The 19,886-nt window shown below is 51.5% G+C and carries 17 protein-coding genes; 7 read left to right on the top strand and 10 right to left on the bottom strand.

The features are described 5' to 3' along the window. Positions 1-141 precede the first annotated feature (141 nt). From OLX77_RS09055 to OLX77_RS09025, 7 genes are all read left to right on the top strand, one after another. Positions 142-1,665 (top strand): YifB family Mg chelatase-like AAA ATPase, encoded by a 1,524-nt coding sequence (locus OLX77_RS09055; protein WP_307633274.1) that lies wholly within the window; start codon positions 142-144, stop codon positions 1,663-1,665. A 139-nt stretch (positions 1,666-1,804) separates the two neighbouring features. After that, positions 1,805-2,764: an HDOD domain-containing protein gene (locus OLX77_RS09050; protein WP_307633273.1), complete on the top strand. Its 960-nt coding sequence runs from the start codon at positions 1,805-1,807 to the stop codon at positions 2,762-2,764. A 345-nt stretch (positions 2,765-3,109) separates the two neighbouring features. Beyond that, the gene (cysK, locus tag OLX77_RS09045) at positions 3,110-4,039 is read left to right on the top strand and encodes a cysteine synthase A (protein ID WP_307633272.1); all 930 of its coding nucleotides are present in this window, start codon (positions 3,110-3,112) and stop codon (positions 4,037-4,039) included. Positions 4,040-4,178: 139 nt separating this feature from the next. Beyond that, entirely contained in the window at positions 4,179-5,222 is a 1,044-nt protein-coding gene (gene galE / locus OLX77_RS09040; RefSeq protein WP_307633271.1) for a UDP-glucose 4-epimerase GalE, read from the top strand. A 1-nt stretch (position 5,223) separates the two neighbouring features. Continuing rightward, complete coding sequence (locus OLX77_RS09035; RefSeq protein ID WP_307633270.1) at positions 5,224-6,948, top strand: ABC transporter ATP-binding protein; 1,725 nt, start codon at positions 5,224-5,226, stop codon at positions 6,946-6,948. Positions 6,949-6,950: 2 nt separating this feature from the next. Beyond that, positions 6,951-8,516 carry an ArnT family glycosyltransferase gene (locus tag OLX77_RS09030; RefSeq protein ID WP_307633269.1) on the top strand — a complete coding sequence of 522 codons (1,566 nt, stop codon included), beginning with the start codon at positions 6,951-6,953 and terminating at the stop codon, positions 8,514-8,516. Between the two features lie 16 nt (positions 8,517-8,532). Next, positions 8,533-9,471 carry a glycosyltransferase gene (locus OLX77_RS09025; protein ID WP_307633268.1) on the top strand — a complete coding sequence of 313 codons (939 nt, stop codon included), beginning with the start codon at positions 8,533-8,535 and terminating at the stop codon, positions 9,469-9,471. A gap of 24 nt (positions 9,472-9,495) precedes the next feature. Here OLX77_RS09025 and OLX77_RS09020 read toward each other — a convergent pair whose 3' ends face one another. The 10 genes from OLX77_RS09020 to OLX77_RS08975 all read right to left on the bottom strand — a co-directional run bounded on the left by OLX77_RS09020 (position 9,496) and on the right by OLX77_RS08975 (position 19,789). Further along, entirely contained in the window at positions 9,496-10,326 is an 831-nt protein-coding gene (locus OLX77_RS09020) for a class I SAM-dependent methyltransferase (protein ID WP_307633267.1), read from the bottom strand. Positions 10,327-10,374: 48 nt separating this feature from the next. Further along, the gene (locus OLX77_RS09015) at positions 10,375-10,944 is read right to left on the bottom strand and encodes a CatB-related O-acetyltransferase (RefSeq protein ID WP_307634070.1); all 570 of its coding nucleotides are present in this window, start codon (positions 10,942-10,944) and stop codon (positions 10,375-10,377) included. Positions 10,945-10,946: 2 nt separating this feature from the next. Further along, positions 10,947-12,125, bottom strand: a complete 1,179-nt coding sequence (locus OLX77_RS09010; RefSeq protein ID WP_307633266.1) for a glycosyltransferase family 4 protein — start codon at positions 12,123-12,125, stop codon at positions 10,947-10,949. 16 nt (positions 12,126-12,141) lie between these two features. Next, positions 12,142-13,392, bottom strand: a complete 1,251-nt coding sequence (locus OLX77_RS09005) for a hypothetical protein (RefSeq protein WP_307633265.1) — start codon at positions 13,390-13,392, stop codon at positions 12,142-12,144. 25 nt (positions 13,393-13,417) lie between these two features. Next, entirely contained in the window at positions 13,418-14,755 is a 1,338-nt protein-coding gene (locus OLX77_RS09000; protein WP_307633264.1) for an MBOAT family O-acyltransferase, read from the bottom strand. 272 nt (positions 14,756-15,027) lie between these two features. Continuing rightward, positions 15,028-16,899, bottom strand: coding sequence for a carbamoyltransferase family protein (locus OLX77_RS08995; RefSeq protein WP_307633263.1), 1,872 nt, complete (start codon positions 16,897-16,899; stop codon positions 15,028-15,030). Between the two features lie 9 nt (positions 16,900-16,908). Next, complete coding sequence (locus OLX77_RS08990) at positions 16,909-17,058, bottom strand: DUF5989 family protein (protein ID WP_307634069.1); 150 nt, start codon at positions 17,056-17,058, stop codon at positions 16,909-16,911. A gap of 17 nt (positions 17,059-17,075) precedes the next feature. Further along, positions 17,076-17,480, bottom strand: a complete 405-nt coding sequence (locus OLX77_RS08985; protein ID WP_307633262.1) for an SxtJ family membrane protein — start codon at positions 17,478-17,480, stop codon at positions 17,076-17,078. After that, positions 17,477-18,637 carry an SGNH/GDSL hydrolase family protein gene (locus OLX77_RS08980; protein WP_307633261.1) on the bottom strand — a complete coding sequence of 387 codons (1,161 nt, stop codon included), beginning with the start codon at positions 18,635-18,637 and terminating at the stop codon, positions 17,477-17,479. The genes OLX77_RS08985 and OLX77_RS08980 overlap by 4 nt, the downstream gene beginning before the upstream one ends. A 198-nt stretch (positions 18,638-18,835) precedes the next feature. Continuing rightward, the gene (locus OLX77_RS08975) at positions 18,836-19,789 is read right to left on the bottom strand and encodes a glycosyltransferase family 9 protein (RefSeq protein WP_307633260.1); all 954 of its coding nucleotides are present in this window, start codon (positions 19,787-19,789) and stop codon (positions 18,836-18,838) included. Positions 19,790-19,886 lie beyond the last annotated feature (97 nt).

The raw sequence follows: 19,886 nt of genomic DNA, 5'->3' as shown, positions 1-19,886 counted from the left end.
CCCCTGACAAAAGATGTTTCTTGGAAAAGCCTGACCAATTGTGTATTCTTAACTACACGTTTTTTCCATCCTGCCAGTCCATACCAGACAAAAACTCGGCGCACCCGCCGAGCACACAGACAAGTCTGCCCGGAGCCGACCATGCTTGCCAAGGTAATCAGTGGAACAGTGTTGGGGGTTGACGGACATCTCGTTGACGTAGAGGTTGATATTGCCATGGGCTTGCCGACCTTCACCATTGTAGGTCTGGCCGAAGGTGCAGTGCGGGAAAGCAAGGACCGGGTCAAGGCAGCCATCAAGAACTGCGGCTATGATTTCCCCAACCGCCGCATCACCGTCAACCTCGCCCCGGCCGATCTCAAAAAATCTGGTTCCGGCTTTGACCTGCCCATCGCTCTCGGCATCCTGGCTTCCGCGGGCCTAATCAACCCGGAAATACTCGCCCGAACCTGCGTTACCGGCGAGCTTTCCTTGGACGGCAGCCTGCGCCCTACACCGGGCATTCTTCCCATCGCCCTGACCGCCAGAAATGCAGGGTTTGCCAACTACCTGGTCCCCGAAGCCAATGGAGCGGAAGGAAGTGTGGTGGATGGAATCAACACCCTGAGCGTCGCCACCCTGCCAGAGGCAGTGGAACTCCTGGCAGGGACAAAGGAGCTCTCGCCAATATCCATCTGCCATGCCGACCTGTTCCGCCAGAGCGAAGCCCCGGAAAACGATTTTTCCGAGGTCAAAGGTCACGCCCATGTAAAACGGGCGCTGGAGGTTGCCGCGGCCGGGCGCCATAACATCCTGCTCTCAGGTCCGCCTGGCTCCGGAAAGACCATGCTGGCCCGCAGACTCCCCTCAATCCTGCCCGATCTTTCTTTTGCCGAGGCCCTGGAAACCACCAAGATCTATTCCACCATGGGACTCATCCCCAAAGAAAAAAGCCTCATCACCACCAGGCCTTTCCGTTCGCCGCACCATACCATTTCCGATGCGGGCATGATCGGGGGCGGACAGATCCCCAGGCCGGGCGAGGTCTCGCTGGCCCACAATGGCGTCCTCTTTCTTGATGAGCTGCCGGAATTCAAACGCAATGTTCTGGAAGTTCTCCGGCAACCCTTGGAAGACGGTCAGGTTACCATTGCCCGGGCCTCGCAATCACTCCGCTTTCCCGCGGACTTCATGCTCGTTTCGGCGATGAATCCCTGCCCCTGCAGTTTTCTAGGCTCTGACAAGGAGTGTCTTTGCACCCCTCCGCAAATCCAGCGCTACCGCAGCAGACTCTCCGGCCCCCTGTTGGACAGGATTGACATCCACCTCGAGGTCCCTGCCGTCAAGATAGAGGAACTCACCACCACGCAGGCCGGTGAGACCTCGGCAGCAATCAAGGCCAGGGTGAGCAAGGCGCATACCATTCAACAGGAGCGGTTTGGAGACAAAACGGCAATCTACTTCAACAGCCAGATGGGGGCAAAGGATCTCAAGCGCCATTGCTCCCTTGACCCCCACGGACAGGAACTCCTGGTTCAGGCCACGACCAGGCTGGGCCTTTCCGCCCGAGCATATCATCGCATTCTCAAGATCGCCCGAACCATTGCCGACCTGGAAGCAAGCACGAACATTCAGGCCAGCCACCTGGCCGAGGCCATTCAATACCGGCGCTTACCAAATCAGTAACGTACGGCCGTTCGTCCCACATCCCCGCGATGCCAAATGAAGCCTTAATATACTTGCACAAGCCAAGAAAACACTTTAGGTTTAAAGAAGATATTAAGGATCGGAAAATTCACCTTATTCAAGCCAGCACAGAATCCACATGAGCAATACACAAGAAAATAAAACCCGCCAACGGTTGCTGGAAATTTTTTCCCTGGTCAACATGGACTCTCTCCCTGCCATGTCGGAACATGTGACGGAACTCATCTCGTTGCTGGGCAGCAGTCGGGCCACGGCCCAAGAAGTGGCCAACACCATCCTCAAGGATTATTCGCTCACCACCAGGATTCTCCAGGTGGTCAATTCCGCCTACTATTCTCGAGGAACCCCGGTCAGCACCATATCACGGGCCATCACCGTAGTTGGCTTCGACACCCTGCGCCAAATGGCCGCCACCATGGCATTATTTGATGAATTCGTGCGGACCGGCACCGAAAAAGATGAAATTGCCGGGCTTTTTACCATGTCGCTGATCAGCGCCACCCAGAGCAGGATCTACTGTGAGCTAAAAAAGAGCCGCATCTCTCCGGAAGAGGCATACGTTTGCACCCTGCTGCACAAACTGGGAAAGCTGGTTATCCTGGTCTATCTGCCGGCCCAGTATCAGGCCATTGAACAGCAAATGCAAAAGGGGTACTCAGAGGAACGTTCAACCCGCCTTGTCCTCAAAGACCTGACCTACAGCCAGATTGGCCGAGAAATCTCGACCTTCTGGAATTTCTCCAAAAGAATCGTCGATTGCATGGAAACAGAACCGGCAAAACCCGAGAAGAACAAAGACGCTTTTCTCTTGCTCCAAAACCTGGTTGTTTTCAGCAACAATTTGACCGCTGCTTTTTTCAACGGAACCAAGGTTGAGCTTGCCGATCTCATCTACAAATTCGGCGGCATCTTCGAACTCGGTCAGGAGGAAGCCCTTACCCTGGTGGATAGAAGCCTCGGAGTATGTGAAAATTACTCAGCAGCCATGCGCGACGGCCTGACCAAGATCCAGAAAGGCCGCTCCAGTCAGATCGCTGTCACCAAAGACCCTTCCGGCCGCTGGATTCGTGTGAACTGAAAAGGAAGCACCCTCTCTCCCCCCAGGTCAAACGGCTGGGTTCCCAATGCGCTTCCGCCAGCAGCAGAAAAAGCGGAAATCTCTTATTGCCAGGAGACAAAAAATACCGCAGCAAGCAGGAAATAATGCCTGGCCGAGGAACTTCAGACCAACAAATTATCCTGGCGCATCAACGACACCATCGGAGCGGAATATGGGCCAGAGTCCCTGAAAAGGAAAAAGAATATCACCAGGAGGCCAGGTTAATCAGGGCATTGCTCTCATCTTCCCCCAATCCTTTTGGCAACAAGCTCTTGCCGTATACTGCAACCTCCCAACCAATCTCTTCCCCAAGGAGGACGCTCCATGCCACGAATTTACCCGGACATTACCGCCATCATAGGTAAAACGCCCATAGTTCGACTGTCCCGACTTGGGGCGGGGCTCCAGGCCTCACTGCTTGCCAAGCTGGAATTCCAAAACCCATTGGGAAGCATCAAGGACCGCATCGGTCTGGCCATGATCCGCGCCGCCGAGGAGCAGGGGCTTCTTACGCCAACAACCACCATTGTCGAACCAACCAGCGGTAATACCGGAATCGCCCTGGCCTTTGTCTGCGCCGCCAGGAAATACCGCCTTGTCCTGACCATGCCGGAGACCATGAGCATGGAGCGGCGAACATTGCTCAAGCATCTGGGTGCCGAACTGGTTCTCACCCCGGGCGGCGAAGGAATGAAGGGCGCAATCGCCAAGGCGGAATCTCTCCTCGCCAAGATCCCGGACAGCTTTATGCCCAACCAGTTTACCAACCCGGCAAACCCGGAGACCCATCGCCGGACCACGGCCCGGGAAATTTGGGAGGACACCGCCGGCACCATCGATATTTTTGTGGCCGGGGTCGGCACCGGCGGCACCATCACCGGGGTCTCGGAAATGATCAAAGAGCACAAGCCATCCCTGTATGTGGTGGCGGTGGAACCCGCAGACTCGCCGGTTTTATCCGGAGGCACCCCAGGCCCCCACAAAATTCAAGGCATCGGCGCAGGCTTTGTCCCCAAGATACTCAACCGGGAGATCATCGATGAAATCATCACGGTGACCAACGAACAAGCCATCGAAACCGCCCGCAGAATCGCCAAGGAAGAGGGCATTCTCTGCGGTATTTCCTCGGGCGCGAACGCCTGGGCCGCTCTGCAGATCGGTGCCAGAGCAGAAAATCGTGGCAAACAGATCGTCTTTCCGCTCTGCGACACCGGGGAGAGATATTTGAGCACCGAACTGGTGAGAACGCTTTAAACTCAGCCTTTTTGCCAACATTTGTTTGACAAACTGTCGTGGATCATATAGTTATTCCGCTGGTATCTTTAATTATAATAGCCCCCTCCATAACGCACCTCAGAGGGATCTGGCCCCCATTCTTCCGCTAAGAAACCTCATGCCTTCCTTAAGCCTTTTAAAAAATCGAAACATCCTCGTCACCGGAGGAGCCGGCTATATCGGGTCACATACAAGCAGACAACTGGTAAATGCCGGCTGCAATGTGGTTGTCGTTGACAATTTTTATTCCGGCCACCGTTGGGCTGTCCCGAAAGAGGCACTCCTCATTGAAGGAGATGCGGGAGACCTTGAACTCATCGCCAGCCTGCTATCCGAGCATCACATAGAGGCCGTAGTCCACTTTGCCGGACATATTGTTGTCCCGGAATCCGTTACTGACCCTCTCAAGTATCACCGAAACAACACCTGCTGCTCCCTCAACCTCATCGCTGCGTGCACACGCAGCGGGGTTCACAATTTCGTCTTCTCATCATCTGCGGCAGTATATGGTATTCCCTCCACAATCCCAGTAGCGGAAACGGCTCCCACCTCTCCCATAAATCCTTATGGGAGATCAAAGCTGATGACCGAATGGATGTTGGAGGACACAGCCAACAGTTTCATCTCAGTACCCGAAGTCGCCACTCAACCGCAAGACCGATTCCGTTATGTCGCATTGCGCTATTTTAATGTTGCCGGCGCAAGTCAGGACGGCTTGTTGGGTCAAGCCACCCCCAACGCCTCTCACCTTATTAAGGTTGCCTGCGAAGCGGCATGCGGCAGACGCGAAAGCGTTGCCATCTTTGGCACGGATTATCCGACCCCCGACGGGACCTGCATTCGTGACTATATCCATGTCGATGATCTGGCCCAGGCCCACCTTTTGGCCCTGGCGCACCTTTTTGCGGGCGGATCTTCCGAGATACTCAACTGCGGCTACGGCACAGGATTCAGCGTCCGGGAGATTCTTGCTGCCGTCAAAGAGGTAAGCGGCGTAAACTTTAGTATCATTGAAACGGAACGACGATTGGGCGATCCGCCAGCACTTACCTCTGACCCGCACCGCCTCAAAGAACTCTTCGCCTGGCAACCGACATTACAGGATATCCGCCAGATCTGCAAAACCGCCTACAAGTGGGAAAAAACCGGTCTAATGAATTAACATGCACGAAAAAGTTCTTGTCAAACGGCTTCTCGTCTTCCTGAAGCCGCATAAGATGAAAATTACCGCTGCCATTCTGTGCATGGCAGCGGGCTCCGGCTTAACCTCAGCGCAGGCCTATATGGTCAAGCCTTTGCTTGACGAAATCTTTGTCAATAAAGATCGCTGGATGCTGAACGTCATCCCTTTCGTGCTTATTCTGATTTTCCTGACAAAAGGCGTTTTCAGCTACTTCTCAAACTCGCTTCTTGATACGCTTGGCCAGACCATCATCAGAGATCTGCGAAAAAACATCTTTTCCCACATCCATTCTCTGCCCATATCTTTTTTCCACAACACTCCCACCGGAGAACTTATCGCCCGGGTCATCAATGACTCCGCCCTGGTTCAGCAGGCGGTCTCCCGGGCCTTAGCCGGTGTATTCAAGGATCTCTTCCAGGTTTTCGGCTTGGTCTTCGTTGTCGTGTATCTCAACTGGAAGCTTGCCGTCATAGGACTTGTCTTTCTCCCCATTGCCGTTCTACCCGTTGCCTATTTCGGCCGGAAATTCAGAAAACTGAGTACCACCAATCAGCAAACCGTTGCCCAGATATCCAACATCCTGCATGAAACAATTACCGGGCATAAAATTGTAAAAGCCTTCAGTATGGAACAATATGAAACAAAACGCTTCTCAGACACCGTGGACCGTCTCTTCAGCGTTATTGTAAAAGACATAAAAAACAACAGTCTGCAAAGCCCCATCATGGAACTGTTGGGCGGAATCAGCATCACGGCAATTATCTGGTATGGGGGCCATCAGGTAATCAACGGCAACTCAACCCCAGGCATTTTTTTCGCTTTTCTTACCTCAATTATTATGATCTACAATCCAATCAAGGGCGTCAGCAATATCAACAGTGCCCTGCAGCAGGGACTGGCTGCGACCACCCGTATTTTTTCCCTGCTGGATACCAAATCCTCCATTTGTGACAAAGCAGGCGCAATTCCCCTGCCGCCATTCCAAAAAAACATTCAATTCAACGATCTTTCCTTCAGTTATGACGGCAAAACCGATGCCCTGAAAAACATCAACCTCACCGTACCTGCCGGCGAAGTGCTGGCATTGGTTGGGACCAGTGGGGGGGGCAAGACAACCCTCGTCAACCTGATCCCGCGTTTCTTCGATACCACCTCGGGCAGCATCACCATTGATAGCCACGACTTGCGCGATGTCACCATGAAATCACTGCGGGACCAAATAGCCATGGTCTCGCAACAAACCATCCTATTCAACGACACCATCAAAAACAACATCGCTTACGGCGACACAAACCGCTCCATGGACGAGATCATCGCCGCCGCCAAGGCCGCCCATGCCCTTGATTTTATCAACGAAATGCCGGAAGGATTTGATACGATAATCGGAGAATCCGGGGCGAGACTCTCAGGCGGACAACAACAGAGAATCTCCATTGCCCGGGCACTCCTGAAAAACGCGCCGATCCTCATTTTGGATGAAGCCACCTCTGCCCTGGACAGCGAATCGGAACGAGAGGTGCAAAAGGCCCTGGAAAACCTGATGAAAAATCGCACCACCTTTGTGATCGCGCACAGACTTTCCACCATCAAAAATGCAGACAGGATTCTTGTAATCCAGAATGGGGAAATAGTCGAAGAAGGGGATCACACCTCACTGAGCGCAAAAGAAGACAGCATCTACCAAATGCTTCGGGGAAACCAATAGTGATGAACCGCGCTACATTTCCCAAGCCAGTCATTCTGGTCTTACTCCTGGCAGTTGCAGTCAGACTCTATGGCACCAGCGTTGCCCCTACCATCAATATCGACGGAACCCTGTATATCAACCAGGCCAAAGCCTTATATTTTGGCCAGTGGCAAGAACTCTTCTGCGGGCTCAATTTCCTTCCTCTCAACTCGTTACTGCTTGTTCCCTTATACTTTGTAACCCAAAATTGGATTGTGGCGGCCAAAACACTTTCTTTTGTGTGCGGGGTTGGCACCATTATCCCGATTTATCTCATTAACAGGCGTTTTTTTGAGGAAAGAATCTCTGTCGCAATCCTTTTACTGCTCAGTCTTATTCCTGTTTTTGTAAACTCCTCCGTCGAAATAATAAAAGATCCTGTCGCATGGGTTCTCTTCTCCTGGGGCCTTCTCTGCTTTATCCGTTTCATGGAAAAAAACTCCCGCAGAGATCTTCTCCTCTGCAGCATCTTATTGCTAGGTGCGGGTTGGGCAAGAGCCGAGTTTTTTCTGCTCTATTTCGCCACCGCCATTTTCCTCCTCATTTCGCAGGAAAAACATCGAATCCGCTATCTCCTGCTTTTCCTGACCCCGCTTCTCCCGCTTTCCCTTTTAGCCTTTGGCAACTTGGATTTTTTTGGAGTCCCCCCGGGACATATCCGTACCCCCGGGGCGTTTGCTCCTCAAGCAACAGAGCAAATCGGGAATGCCTATACAACTCTTAAGGAACAACTTAATGCATTAGCAGCGACCTACCCACCAAGCGGAGCAAGTCTGCAAAATTTCCTGCCTGAAGCCGCAAATCTTGCATGGCTTGTTGGACTCGGCATGATCGCAACCCGTACATGTGAAGCAATACTTCATCCCTTTGCCATTTTTTTCCTTATCGGATTTTGCTCAAAGGGCCTCTGGACTCACGACAAAAAGATCCGTTATCTGCTGTGGATCACGTCCATAGCCTTTCTTATCATTTACCTCCAAACACTCCGGACATGGGTGTTAGAGCCGCGTTGGCTTGGAGGGATGATCCTTACCGCAACGATTTTTGCCGGATTTGGTATTCAAAAAACAGATATCTTTCTGCAAGAAAGATTCAAAATGACGCGCAGAACATCAATAGTAGCGATCTGTAGCTTTTTATTGCTCTTCGGACTTGCTAAAAATATGAGTTATCCCAGCACAGCCAATGCATCCTATAAAGAAATTGCCACGACAATAGAAAAAGATTCACACGAAAGCGCCATTCACCTTGCCGGCTCGGCATCCACCAAGGCACCACTGTATCTCGTCTCTTTTTACGCCAACCTGAATAAACCCACAGCAATCTGCCCCTCGGACAATCTCATGTTAAGCGAAGCAGACCTCAACTCCCCGGCAACGCTATCAGAAACACTTGCCAAACACAGCATCAACTACGTTTTACTGGCTCCAGCCCCTCCCGGACCGGATCATCCCGTGGACCGGCAGCAATTAACAGCTTTGGGACTATGCCTCGGTGAATGGCATCATGAAAATTTAGGCCCACTCGTCCTTTACAAAGTGCAATAAGAGGTTTTCATTTCCCATGAAAAAAATCCTTATAGGTATTCCGGTACTTAACAATCTGGAAATGACTAGGGCGTGCCTGCAAAAAATGCTGGCACATACCGACGTTGAGCAGAACGCATTGCAGGTTGAAATAGTAATCATCGACAATGGCTCTTCCGAGGATATTGCCGGGTTACTGCTGCACGAATTCAATAACACAAAAATACCGATTCACTACCGGAGGAACCCATACAACATGGGGGTTGCCGTTGCCTGGAACCAAATCTTGCGTTTTTCTTCCGCGCCGATTCCACCGTCCGCTTTTTCTTACCAGTACTACGTCATTGCCAATAATGATGCCTTGGTCTGCCCCAATTGGCTTCAGCCCATGGTGCAGGCAATGGATGATGATAAAGGAATCGGCTGGATATCTTCTTTGGAAAACGGCTCGCCAATACTTGCTGAACTTATTGAAGCGCATACCATTTCAAAACAATATCGGGTTGATCCGAGCAAGCCCTTTGATACGGCCGCTATCCATGACAGTATCACCTCTATCTATGCCGAGTGGGGGGGGCATGCCGCCTTTTGCCAGCGCATAGCAGACAAACTCCCCCTCTTCATTCCCTTCACAAAAGAGGTGCGTTCAGCGGTCTGTTTCATGGTGCGCCCAGAGATGATCGAAGACTTAGGTTTTTTTGATGAAGATTTTTGGCCCATCGGGGTCTCGGAAGATCTGGAATATTTCTTACGAGTCGGAGGGGTTTTCCCGGCAACGGGAACAATACCTCGGTCTGATGCACATCAACCCAGCTGGAAGGCAGGATTTTGCGGAAAAAGCATCGTCCACCACAACTGGTGCAGCACCCATCAAGGCAAGAATTTTGATGGCAGAAAATGGGACAAAGAGCGCGAAAAAAACTGGCGGAAAAAATTCCGTAAGTCGAAAAAATATTTTACGACCCTGCTCTCATAACTTCCCTATCGCGAGGAGTCCCGGCTAAACGGCGGCCAGCCGCGCAACCACCGCGACACTGTGTCCAGAGTACAGTTGCGCTATCATCCGGGCAACAGGCTTGAGCAGCAGATATTTTTCAAGTTGTTCTTTAATGTACTCCGAATGATACGTTTTTTTCGTTTGCACTTCAAAACCATGTTTGGCAAGAAGCCTGGTCAACGTTTCCGGAGTAAAGTGCCACAAATGATAGGGCGGATCCCAGCCGGTCCACTCCCGCCCATATTTGGCCGCATCTGTTCCCAAATAATTCGGGACATCCACAACCAGCACCCCATCTTTTTTCAGCCAGCCTTTGGCTTTTTCCAAAGCAGAACTCGGGTCTGGGGTATGCTCCAGCGAATGCCACATTGTGACCACATCAAACTTATCCCCTTCCAGTTGCACTGAGTCGAGAGGCCCGACTGTCACAGGGATCTTCAAACGATTCTGCGCATGTTCCACTGCATAGCCGGAAAAATCCACGCCATGGACGAGATACCCTTTCTCCCTGCAGGCTGCCAAAAAATAACCAAAGCCGCAGCCAATATCCAGTACCTTCCCCGTTGTCTTGAATTTCTTAATAAATCGCAGCCGGGATGACTCAAGACTGAGCCTTTTCTGCAAGGTCATCGAGGTATCGCCCTCCGCCTCACAGAACCGTTCTTTGCAATATTGTTTGTCATACATCTCTGCCAGATCGGCAACAGATGGGCGCGGATCGAGGCTTCCCATGCCGCAAGCCGAGCAACGCACAACCTGCCACTCGTTAATTGTGATCAATGGCTCTTTTTCTTTTGCTCCACACACAAGACAACACTCAGGGGCGCGTTCCATTTCTCCCTCCTATTAAACACATCGACAAGCTCAACCCACACAAACTCCTTAGAGGTGCAAGCGCAACATCGCCTCAATATCCGGGCTCAACAATACATCAAGATGTTCTCTGATTTTTTCTTTTGGCCAATCCCACCAAGCAAGAGCCAATAATTGGGCAATAATTTCATCACTGAATCGCTTTTTTTTCATCCGGGCCGGGTTCCCTACCACTACACCATAAGGCTCGACATCTTTGGCAACAACACTACGGGCGCCGATCACCGCGCCATCCCCGACAGTCACCCCGGACAAAATCAGCGCATCCTCACCGATCCACACATCATTGCCGATACTGACATCCCCCTTGGTAAACCAATACTCCTTGTTATCGGCGACTTCGGGCCATTCCTCTGGAAAAGCCGGGAAGGGGAAGGTGGTTGCCCAATCCATCCGATGATTATCCCCCAAGATGATCTTCACCCCACCAGCAATGGAACAGAACCTCCCGATTTTGAGAGTTGCCCCTTGCGACTGAGCAAGGACTTCCGGATTTCCATAGGTATACTCGCCGATTTGGAAACAGTCTCCCCGCAAAAGATCTTTCGTATACGGAATTTTTTTCTTTCGTGTAAACATGTTCACCGGTGCTTTTCCGCAACTTCATCGAAGATTCCAATGAGTTGTTCATGGTTTTTCGCCAAAGGATATTCGTTTCCTTTTTGCACTGCCAAAACAGCCATGTGGTTTCGGAATTCTTTATCCAACAGCAACGCCATCTTCGAGGCGATTTCCGCACTGTCCGGAGGATGAGAAACAACAAACCCATCCTTCCCATTATCGATTATTCCTGCCGCCCCGTTATAAAACGTGGTAATGACGGGTAACCCAGACATCATCGCCTCAAATACGACCAACGAACAGGTATCATAATATGTCGGCAGGACCAACACATCACTTGCCGCAAAGACATGGTGCACGTCCTTTTTCGGCCCAGCAAAACAGACAAACTCTTGCACACCCAGTTTGGCAACCAAACGCTCTATGCGGCTGGAAGGAAGCCCCCCCACCACCATCAGTCGAAAACCATCCCCTCCCTGCTTGCGCAATTGCGCCACGGCGTGAAGCAGAGGGATAATCCCCTTCTTTTCCAGGTCATAGGAGACAAAAAGAAAAACAACCTCGCTCTCTTGAATCCCGAAAGCAGCACGAAACAAATTCCGTTCTCCACTTGTTCTCTGCGCGGTAAATCGCTCCGGGTCAACACCGTTATACACCAGATCGACCTGCTCAGGAGAAACGCCGTAATAGGCAACGTAGTCATCGCGAACCATCTCGGAAATAGCGACAATCCTCGGCAAGCGAGCCATGCGAAACGGTGCGGATTCAATCCAGTGCCGCACATAATGTTTAAGCGTCAAAGGGATCAAGAGACGCTTGATGAAACGTACGGCCGGATTGATTTCGGAATAGACCTTGCGGTAGGTCGTGAGCCAATGCACCCCACCGTGGCTTTGATAGACATTCATGACGATGGTGTTGCCAAAACCAAGGATAACATCAAAATCTCGGTCCGCCACCATGCGCTTATGTTTCAGGGCAAAAAGGAGAAGTTTGGCCCATGCGGGTAAAAAGGCAGGAATGCTGATCCGGTGAAAAATTGCCCCGCCAGGCTCCCCATCCCACCGCTCGCCAAAAAAATGCACTTCCCAGCCATTGCGCATGAGGCGGTCGGCAAGCGAAACCGCATAGGATTCTGCGCCGCCGCCGTAACGGCTAAAATTTTCCAGGGCTAAGGCAATCTTTTTCACAGGAGACACTCACCACACCTCACCTTCAATGCTGATAACGATACCGTTTTCTAATCTGCTCAAGTTCAGCAACATCCTGCGGGTGACTTTCGATATATTTTTGCAAGGCAACAGCCTGCTTGCGAAAAACGGCCTCAATATTCGCGGAGGTAAGAACTTCGCCAAAATCAGCCGCACCTTCCGGTAACGCATGCCCAGCAGGCAATACACGCGCCAGAACCAAGTCGCCGAGGGCACGTTTATAGTGCGCACTCTCCCACTGCCATTGCATCTCCCCAACCTTTCCTCCCTCGCGGGGGAGCAACTCTGTGGTATAGCTGCTTGGGCCGCTGAAATCCCAAACCGGAAACGGTTCTTTCCCATACTTCACGGCCAGCACTTGATTCATGGCAACAACCTTTCTTTTCCAGGCATTCCAAATTTCTCCCATCCCGGTCAAATTAAGCAAAACATTGCGGCGAACATGATTAGGAGGGATCAGCACAATCAATCTGATGTCATCCCGGTAACAAATCGTGATCAATTCTTGCAGGTATCCATATACCCTTTCCTGGCTTTCCCTCTCTCTCTTCTCCACGGGCAGTGCCGCAATCCCTCTCGCCAAAAATTCCTCTGTGTCTGTAAAACTTGCACCGATCCCTTTTTCATTGATCATGCCCTTCAGGAGAATATTCCAGTCCCGCATGCCATTATCCAGACAATCATCAGGCTCGGACTGTCTTCTCAAAGTGGCCAGGCTCATTTTGGTCGCCTCAAGAGAAAAAAGGGAGGAAAGCAAATCTGTTTTATAGAGGGAAATCCAAGGGGAGAAAGCATCATCACTTGTAGTCAGCCGCTCTTCATTAAAATCGCCCTGTTGCTGTACAGGATAGATTTCAAAAGAGGAAAAATCCAAGGATAACAGCACGGTATGCAAGCGCCGCGTTGCCTGCGCATGCTCGAAATTCCTTAAAATTTCATACATAGTGGCCCCGGGAATCGCAAGATTATAAACCGGACCATTTGTGAAACCTGCGTGTTCAGGAGCGAGCGCGGCTTCGGCCGTAGAATTTCCAAGAATGATGGATCGGGGCTTCTTGCGAACAACGGCATAGGCCTTGTGCATCCGCATATTTTTTGAGGCCATTATTTTATTCGTATTCACCCCGGAGATAGAAATTACGCGGAAGATATCAAACGGATCCACCACCAAATTGAAGACCCCGAGCGACATGACAAGACATGTCCCGAAGAGGATAAAACGGAAAAAATATGTCCGGTGTGCACGATCTGTCATTTTGAAAGAAAGATGCTCCTCTTTACTAAAAACGAAAATAAATAAATTCGCTTTTCTGGGTTATTGCCAAAAAACCTATCAGGAAGACAATGAGGGTAATGCATAAAAAAGGAGTATTTGGCCACCAGCGCAAAAAGCCCAGCCGAGAAGATAACGGTGAGGCCGTGACATTCAGGCATGGTTTGGACAATTCCATGATTTGCTGGGTGTTGGGCAAGAACCCGACACCCAGTCCCATCAAAGCCAGAAGCACAAGCTGCTTTTTTTCCAACAGATCATTTGCCGAGGTAAAAGGGATGCCCATGGCCGCGAGCAGATCTCCGGCGTTACAAAAGGTGTTCAATTTACCTTGAAAATCATAGGGCATCGCAAAACCATGCGTTCCAAACAAGCTTCCCAGCACAGAGAATGCAGTTTCCATATTTTCGGCACGGAAAAAAACCCACGCTATACTCACGGTCAGAAAAGTAACCAGACAGGCAAAACGATCGTACGTCCGGCCCCCCCGGAGCAATGACCATCTCTTTGCCAGAGACGCATGCCAGCCATGCCAGATATTGTTGATCACCAGGAATGCTCCATGCGCGCCACCCCAGACCACAAAGGCCCAGCCCGCCCCATGCCAGGCCCCGGCAAGCAACATGGTCGCCATGAGGTTCAGATCTTTCCGGATGCTCCCCTGGCGGTTTCCCCCCAAGGGGATGTAGATATATCGTTTTAAAAAATTTGACAGGGAGATATGCCAGCACCGCCAAAATTCGGTAATGCTTCGTGACTTGTAGGGGGAATTAAAATTTTCCGGCAAAACAAAGCCGAACATCCGCGCAAGGCCTATCGCCATGTCGCTGTACCCTGAAAAATCAAAATAGATTTGAAAGGAGTACGCCAAAACCCCGCCCCAGGCCTCAAAAAAAGAACAGTGAACCCCGCTGAAGGCCGCACCAAACAATGGATTAGCGTAACGCGCGGCCTGCTCGGCGACAATAACCTTTTTAAAAAGCCCCAAACTAAAGATGGTAACACCAACAGCGAGATTTTCAGGACGAAAGCGGCAAATATCCGGATGCCTGAGTTGAGGAAACATCTCGCCGTAGGTGACAATGGGACCGGCCGTAAGCTTGGGAAAAAATGAAACGAAGAGCAGATAGTCAAGAAAGCTGTGCACCTCTGTCTTGCCCTGAGCGGAATCAACGAGATATGCAATTTGCTGAAAGGTGAAAAAAGAGACGGCCAGCGGCAGCAGGACCTGCAGCGAGGAAAAACCGGGAGTCCAGAAAGAGGAGATACTCTCAATAAAAAAATTTGCGTACTTGCAATATCCCAGCAGGAGGAGGTTTCCCCCCACCCCCAGGCGGAGGAGCATCTTGGGCGAAAATGGGCCTGCGCTCTTTTTCGCAAGCCGTTGCCCCATGAAAAAATTGAAGGCGACTGACCCCAGTAAAACAAAGGGATAGGCTACATTCCATGCCCCATAAAACAAGAGCGAACAGCCAACCAGCCAACCAAAGGCCAAACGCGAACCACCGCTCCGGCCCAAGACAAAATAGCCCAGCAAGCATGCAGGCAAAAAGAATAGAATAAACCCGTAGGAATTGAAAAGCATTGCCTTAGAGCACCCTCTGGAGCGGTCTTAACTCAATCCAAGGCATAGACATCCCTCCACGATTCCGTTTCTCTCCAGCAGGGTTGCTCTTCTTTCTTAAAAAGAAAATCATTAATGACAAGCCAGTCCATCTCAGTCCGCATAAAACAACGGTAAGCATCCGCCGGGGTGCAGACAATCGGCTCCCCCCGGACATTAAAACTTGTATTCACCACAAGTCCGTAGCCGGTTTTTTCCTTAAAGGCGTTAATAAGGCCCCAGTAGCGTGGGTTGGTCTCCTTATGCACCGTCTGAATTCTTGCCGTATAATCAACATGGGTCACCGCCGGGATATCGGAACGGGGGTGGTACAGCCGCGCATACATTTCCATACCATCGTACCCGTCGGGAAGAGGCTTGCATCGTTGGTTCTTTACCGCGTCGATGAGCAACATATAAGGGGAGGTCCCCTGCAGATCGAAATAATCCTGAACATCCTCGGCTAACACCGAGGGGGCGAAAGGACGAAAGCCTTCCCTGTATTTGATCTTCAGATTTAATTTTTTTTGCATCTCCGGATGCCGAGGATCTCCTAGAATACTTCGATTACCTAGAGCCCGGGGCCCATATTCCATCCTCCCCTGAAACCAGCCCACGATCTGCCCCTCGGCCAAAAGCCCAGCCACCTTGGCATAGAGCATTTGCTCCTCCTCAAGATGACGGGAAACAGCCTGGTATTTCCGGCACATTCGGGCAATTTCTCTGTTGCTGAACTCCGGCCCGAGGTACGTGCCGCGCATGGCGTCAGCATCGTGCCCCGGAAGGACGCGGGACTGTTGAGCCCAGATATATTGGGCCGCATAGGCTGCACCAAGAGCCCCGCCGGCATCACCGGCAGCAGGCTGAATCCAGATTGCATCAAAAATCCCCGACCGCTGCAGCTTGCCATTGGCCACACAGTTCAAGGCTACCCCGCCGGCCATCACCAGATTTTTACAGCCGCTAATCTCTCGGGCGGTCCGCGCCAGACGCAGAACCACCTCCTCGGTGACCTGCTGCACCGCCAGAGCCATGTCCATATATTCCTGACCCAGCTCGCTTTCCGGCTCCCTTTTGGGGATACCAAAGAGAGCATGCCAGCGATCATCCCTGCACATCTTCAGCCCGGTGGCATAATCAAAATAAGCCATATTCAGCAAAAGAGAGCCGTCTGCCCGAAGATCCACGAGTTCCGCGAAAATAAGTTCTTTCAGACGGGAGACGCGCTCCCCCGTCTCGTTCCCATAGGGGGCAAGCCCCATGAGCTTGTACTCGCCGCTGTTGACCTTAAATCCGCAGTAATAGGTGAAAGCAGAGTAAAGCAAGCCCACGGAGTGCGGGAAATCAAGCTCCCGCAGCATGGAGATTTCATGGCCGCTTCCCTTGCCGATGGTAGTGGTCGCCCATTCGCCGACGCCATCGATGGTCAAGATAGCCGCATCCTGAAAGGGCGAAGGATAAAAAGCACTGGCCGCGTGGGAAAGATGGTGCTCAGGAAAAAGGAGCTGTGGCCGGACAGACAGTTTTTTGCCGTTGATCTCCTCCAAAGCATCCCACACCATCTTCCGCATGAACAATTTTTCCTTGATCCATACCGGCATGGCCGAGAGAAAGCTCTTCAGACCGCGAGGAGCAAAGGCATGGTAGGTTTCAAGAAGCCTTTCAAACTTCAGGTAGGGTTTGTCATAAAAGGCGATGACGGTAATGTCTTCCAGCTGAAGACCAGCTTCCTCGAGAACATAACGGACAGCGTTTACCGGAAAAGCGGCATCATGCTTTTTCCGACTAAAGCGCTCCTCCTGAGCAGCGGCGATTATTTCCCCGTCAATCAGAAGCGCGGCTGCGCTATCATGATAAAAGGCTGAGATTCCTAAAACAGCTTTCATCGCGGCGCGCTAGAAGAGGGTATAAATAAAGGGGGCGATGGCCGAGCCACTCGTCAAAACGATCAAAACACCGAACAAAAGCAGGGTGAGGATGATCGGCAGCAACCAAAACTTTTTACGTTCTTTCAAAAAACCCCACAGATCTGTTAAAAAATCCATCACAACTCTCCTGATAATCAATAAGGCTTTTCAAGGTCGCCCTTGGCAAAGGTATGATCCCGGTCTTTAAACACCGATTGCGTTCCTTTTTTCCAGCTCTGCATCAACATGGGGTCTGCGCCGAAAACCCGCCGTAGAAGGCCGATTGGCGTTGCCACAACAAAAAAGATCACCCCCAGCAAAACCTTGGACATGACGCTACCCAACAGGTAGGAAAAACCAAACCACATTCTGGCGATAGGGGCGAGAATCCCTGGACAAGTCATGGTCACTACCAAGACCACGATGGCGGGCAGCAACAAAAAATCATATTGAGCAAAATGCATTAAGAGCAAGCAGATAAGTATAATGGCAAGACCGGTATCCTTTGCCTGCTCTTTTGAATTATCCTGCAACATTCCACCTCTCTTCGCAGTTTTCACAATTCTTGGCGCTGGGACTCTTCTTGCCTGCCGGCAAGCTCCTTACGCATCTCCCCAAAGAGCATCTGGGCGGCAAACTCATGCCCTGCGGCAGACCAATGATCATCGAACAAGAAATAATATTTCTTGCCATCAGGAATAAGCCGCACCGAAGATTCAAAATCGAGGAAGTGCGCCTTGTGATTCATCTTGCTAAAATTGGCAAGAACCCACCGCAGGTTCCGCTCATCATCCTTACGATACAAAATTGATTTATCCGAGGTTGGCAGGAGATAGAGCGTGCCATCCACCTGCTGTGCCAGCCGCTTCAAACAGTAGGTCAAAAAACGCGCCTCCGGCAGATCGGGCGGAGTGGGCCTTTCCGTCATGGGCGGAGGAAAATCATAGCCTTGCGGCGGGGAGTCAATGTGCAACGAGGCGCGAATTCTTTTACTGATAACCGGGCGCACGAATCTGGCATAAAAGGCATGGAGATAGGACCCCTTGCGGAATTTCTCCCAAGTCCAATAGCCCGGTTGATTTCTCTCCCGCATGGTCGCAAAGGCTTCTGCCTCTCCCGGCGGAGGCTGATATTCGATGGTGTAGTCACCCTGCGCATCCTCGCTGGTCATACTTTCCGTGTCATTTGGACAGAAGATGTACACAACCGCCTCGGGTTTCAGCATCGCCTTGAAAATTTCAAAGCTGCGCACGATCTCCTTCACGGAATATCCCGACTGGGCGAGGTTGATCACCTGAAAGCGCGGATCAATTTTCTGCAGCGCCCCTTCAAGCCGCTTCCCCACACTCTCTTCAAACTGCACTCCCCAACCAAAGGCAAAGGAATCACCCAACACAACGATATTCCGCCGCCCGGGGGAGAGATCCCACTCCCCTCCCCGGAACCCCGCACTGTTTGTTTCCACGGTATAATCGAGCTTTCCCGGATAGTACAGCCGCACATTCTGCAAGTTCTTATCAAGGGTATAATGCAACTCCGGATGAAATGCACCATAGAGATACTGCACCACAGGTCGTTTCACCTGATACACGGCCTCTTCTATGGAGAATACCTTGAGATACGGCAAAACAAGCTCCATGATTCCAAGGGCTACCCCCAAGGAAAAAACCACCAGCACGATATTGATCAGTAATGATTTTATTTTTTGCAATAGCATCAACCGATAAGCCCCCCGCAGAACTTGCACATCAAAAAAATAACTAAAAAAGCGATTGGTTTACGGACAGCCAGGAGATGCCTCAAAGACGCATTCCCCCAACCTTGAGGTCTCGGATTGCCACAAAAACAGCTCCCTCCTCCGGCACGCCAGCCAAGAACCCGTATACCATAAGTTCACTGATTTATGAACCTATTATCACGACACCCCTTTCGCCGAATTACCCCCCTGTTGGGCTGCAATCATGCTTCGGACTTCATCCTGGGTCAGCTCATCCAAACAGCGGCTCTTCTCGCTATTATCACATCCTTTTTGTCGACACGGTACACAGTCCATCTTTTTCTGCACGATACGATGCGGCCCTCCCTTCGGCGCCCAAGACTCCGGCGACGAGGGCCCGAATATCCCAAGCGTTACGGTTCCCACCGCTGCGGCGATATGCAGGCCGGCGCTGTCGACGCCTACGAAAAAGTGACATTTCTGCAGCAACGCCGCATAGGTGGCAAGCGAGGTCTTGCCTGCAAGATTATAGCAACCCGCGCCACAACGTCGGACAATTTCCTCGGCCCGCTCCCTTTCCACGGCAGAACCGGTGACAAGCACCGCCACCCCGTATTCCGCCACCAGCCAGCGAATGAGAGAGATATATTTCTCCTCGCCCCACTCCTTATAGTGCCAGAGGGAAAAGGGCTGTACGGCAACGAGTTTTTTCTCCTGCGAAACCCCGGCTTCTTCAAGAAGCCCCCTGATTGCTTCCTGCTTAGTCGCCGCAACAGCAAGCTCCGGACTTCGCTGATTGGTTGTAATCCCAAACGCTTCGAGCAGCGCAAGCAAATAATCGATCACATGCTGGTCGGGGGTGTAATCATGGTGCACCAGCGAGGTAAAGAGGCGATTCCGCCACAACTTGCCGTCCGCGGCATAAAACCCGATTCTTTGCGATGCCCCCGATAAAAATGCCAGGATGGCACTGCGCGTTCCGCTTCGCAGATCAATGGCCAAATCGCAATGGGAGCTCCGCAGGGTTCGGAAAAAATCAACTTGGAATCGTAGGGCATCCCACCGCGACCGAGATCGCTTTGTCACCGCCACAACCTGATCAAGCCAGGAGCAATCCTCCAGCAATTCAGCCGCCTTATCCCATACTGCCATGACAATCCGGGCCTGCGGGTAGGTATCCCGCAAGGCTCTGGCACATGGAAGAGTCAGGACAACATCGCCGATATCGCCCAGCTGAATAAGCAGAATA

The sequence above is a fragment of the Thiovibrio frasassiensis genome (genome assembly GCF_029607905.1).
Lineage (GTDB): Bacteria > Desulfobacterota > Desulfobulbia > Desulfobulbales > Desulfurivibrionaceae > Thiovibrio > Thiovibrio frasassiensis.
Note: the sequence above shows the minus strand (reverse complement) of the source record. Positions and strands in the feature narration are given on the sequence as shown.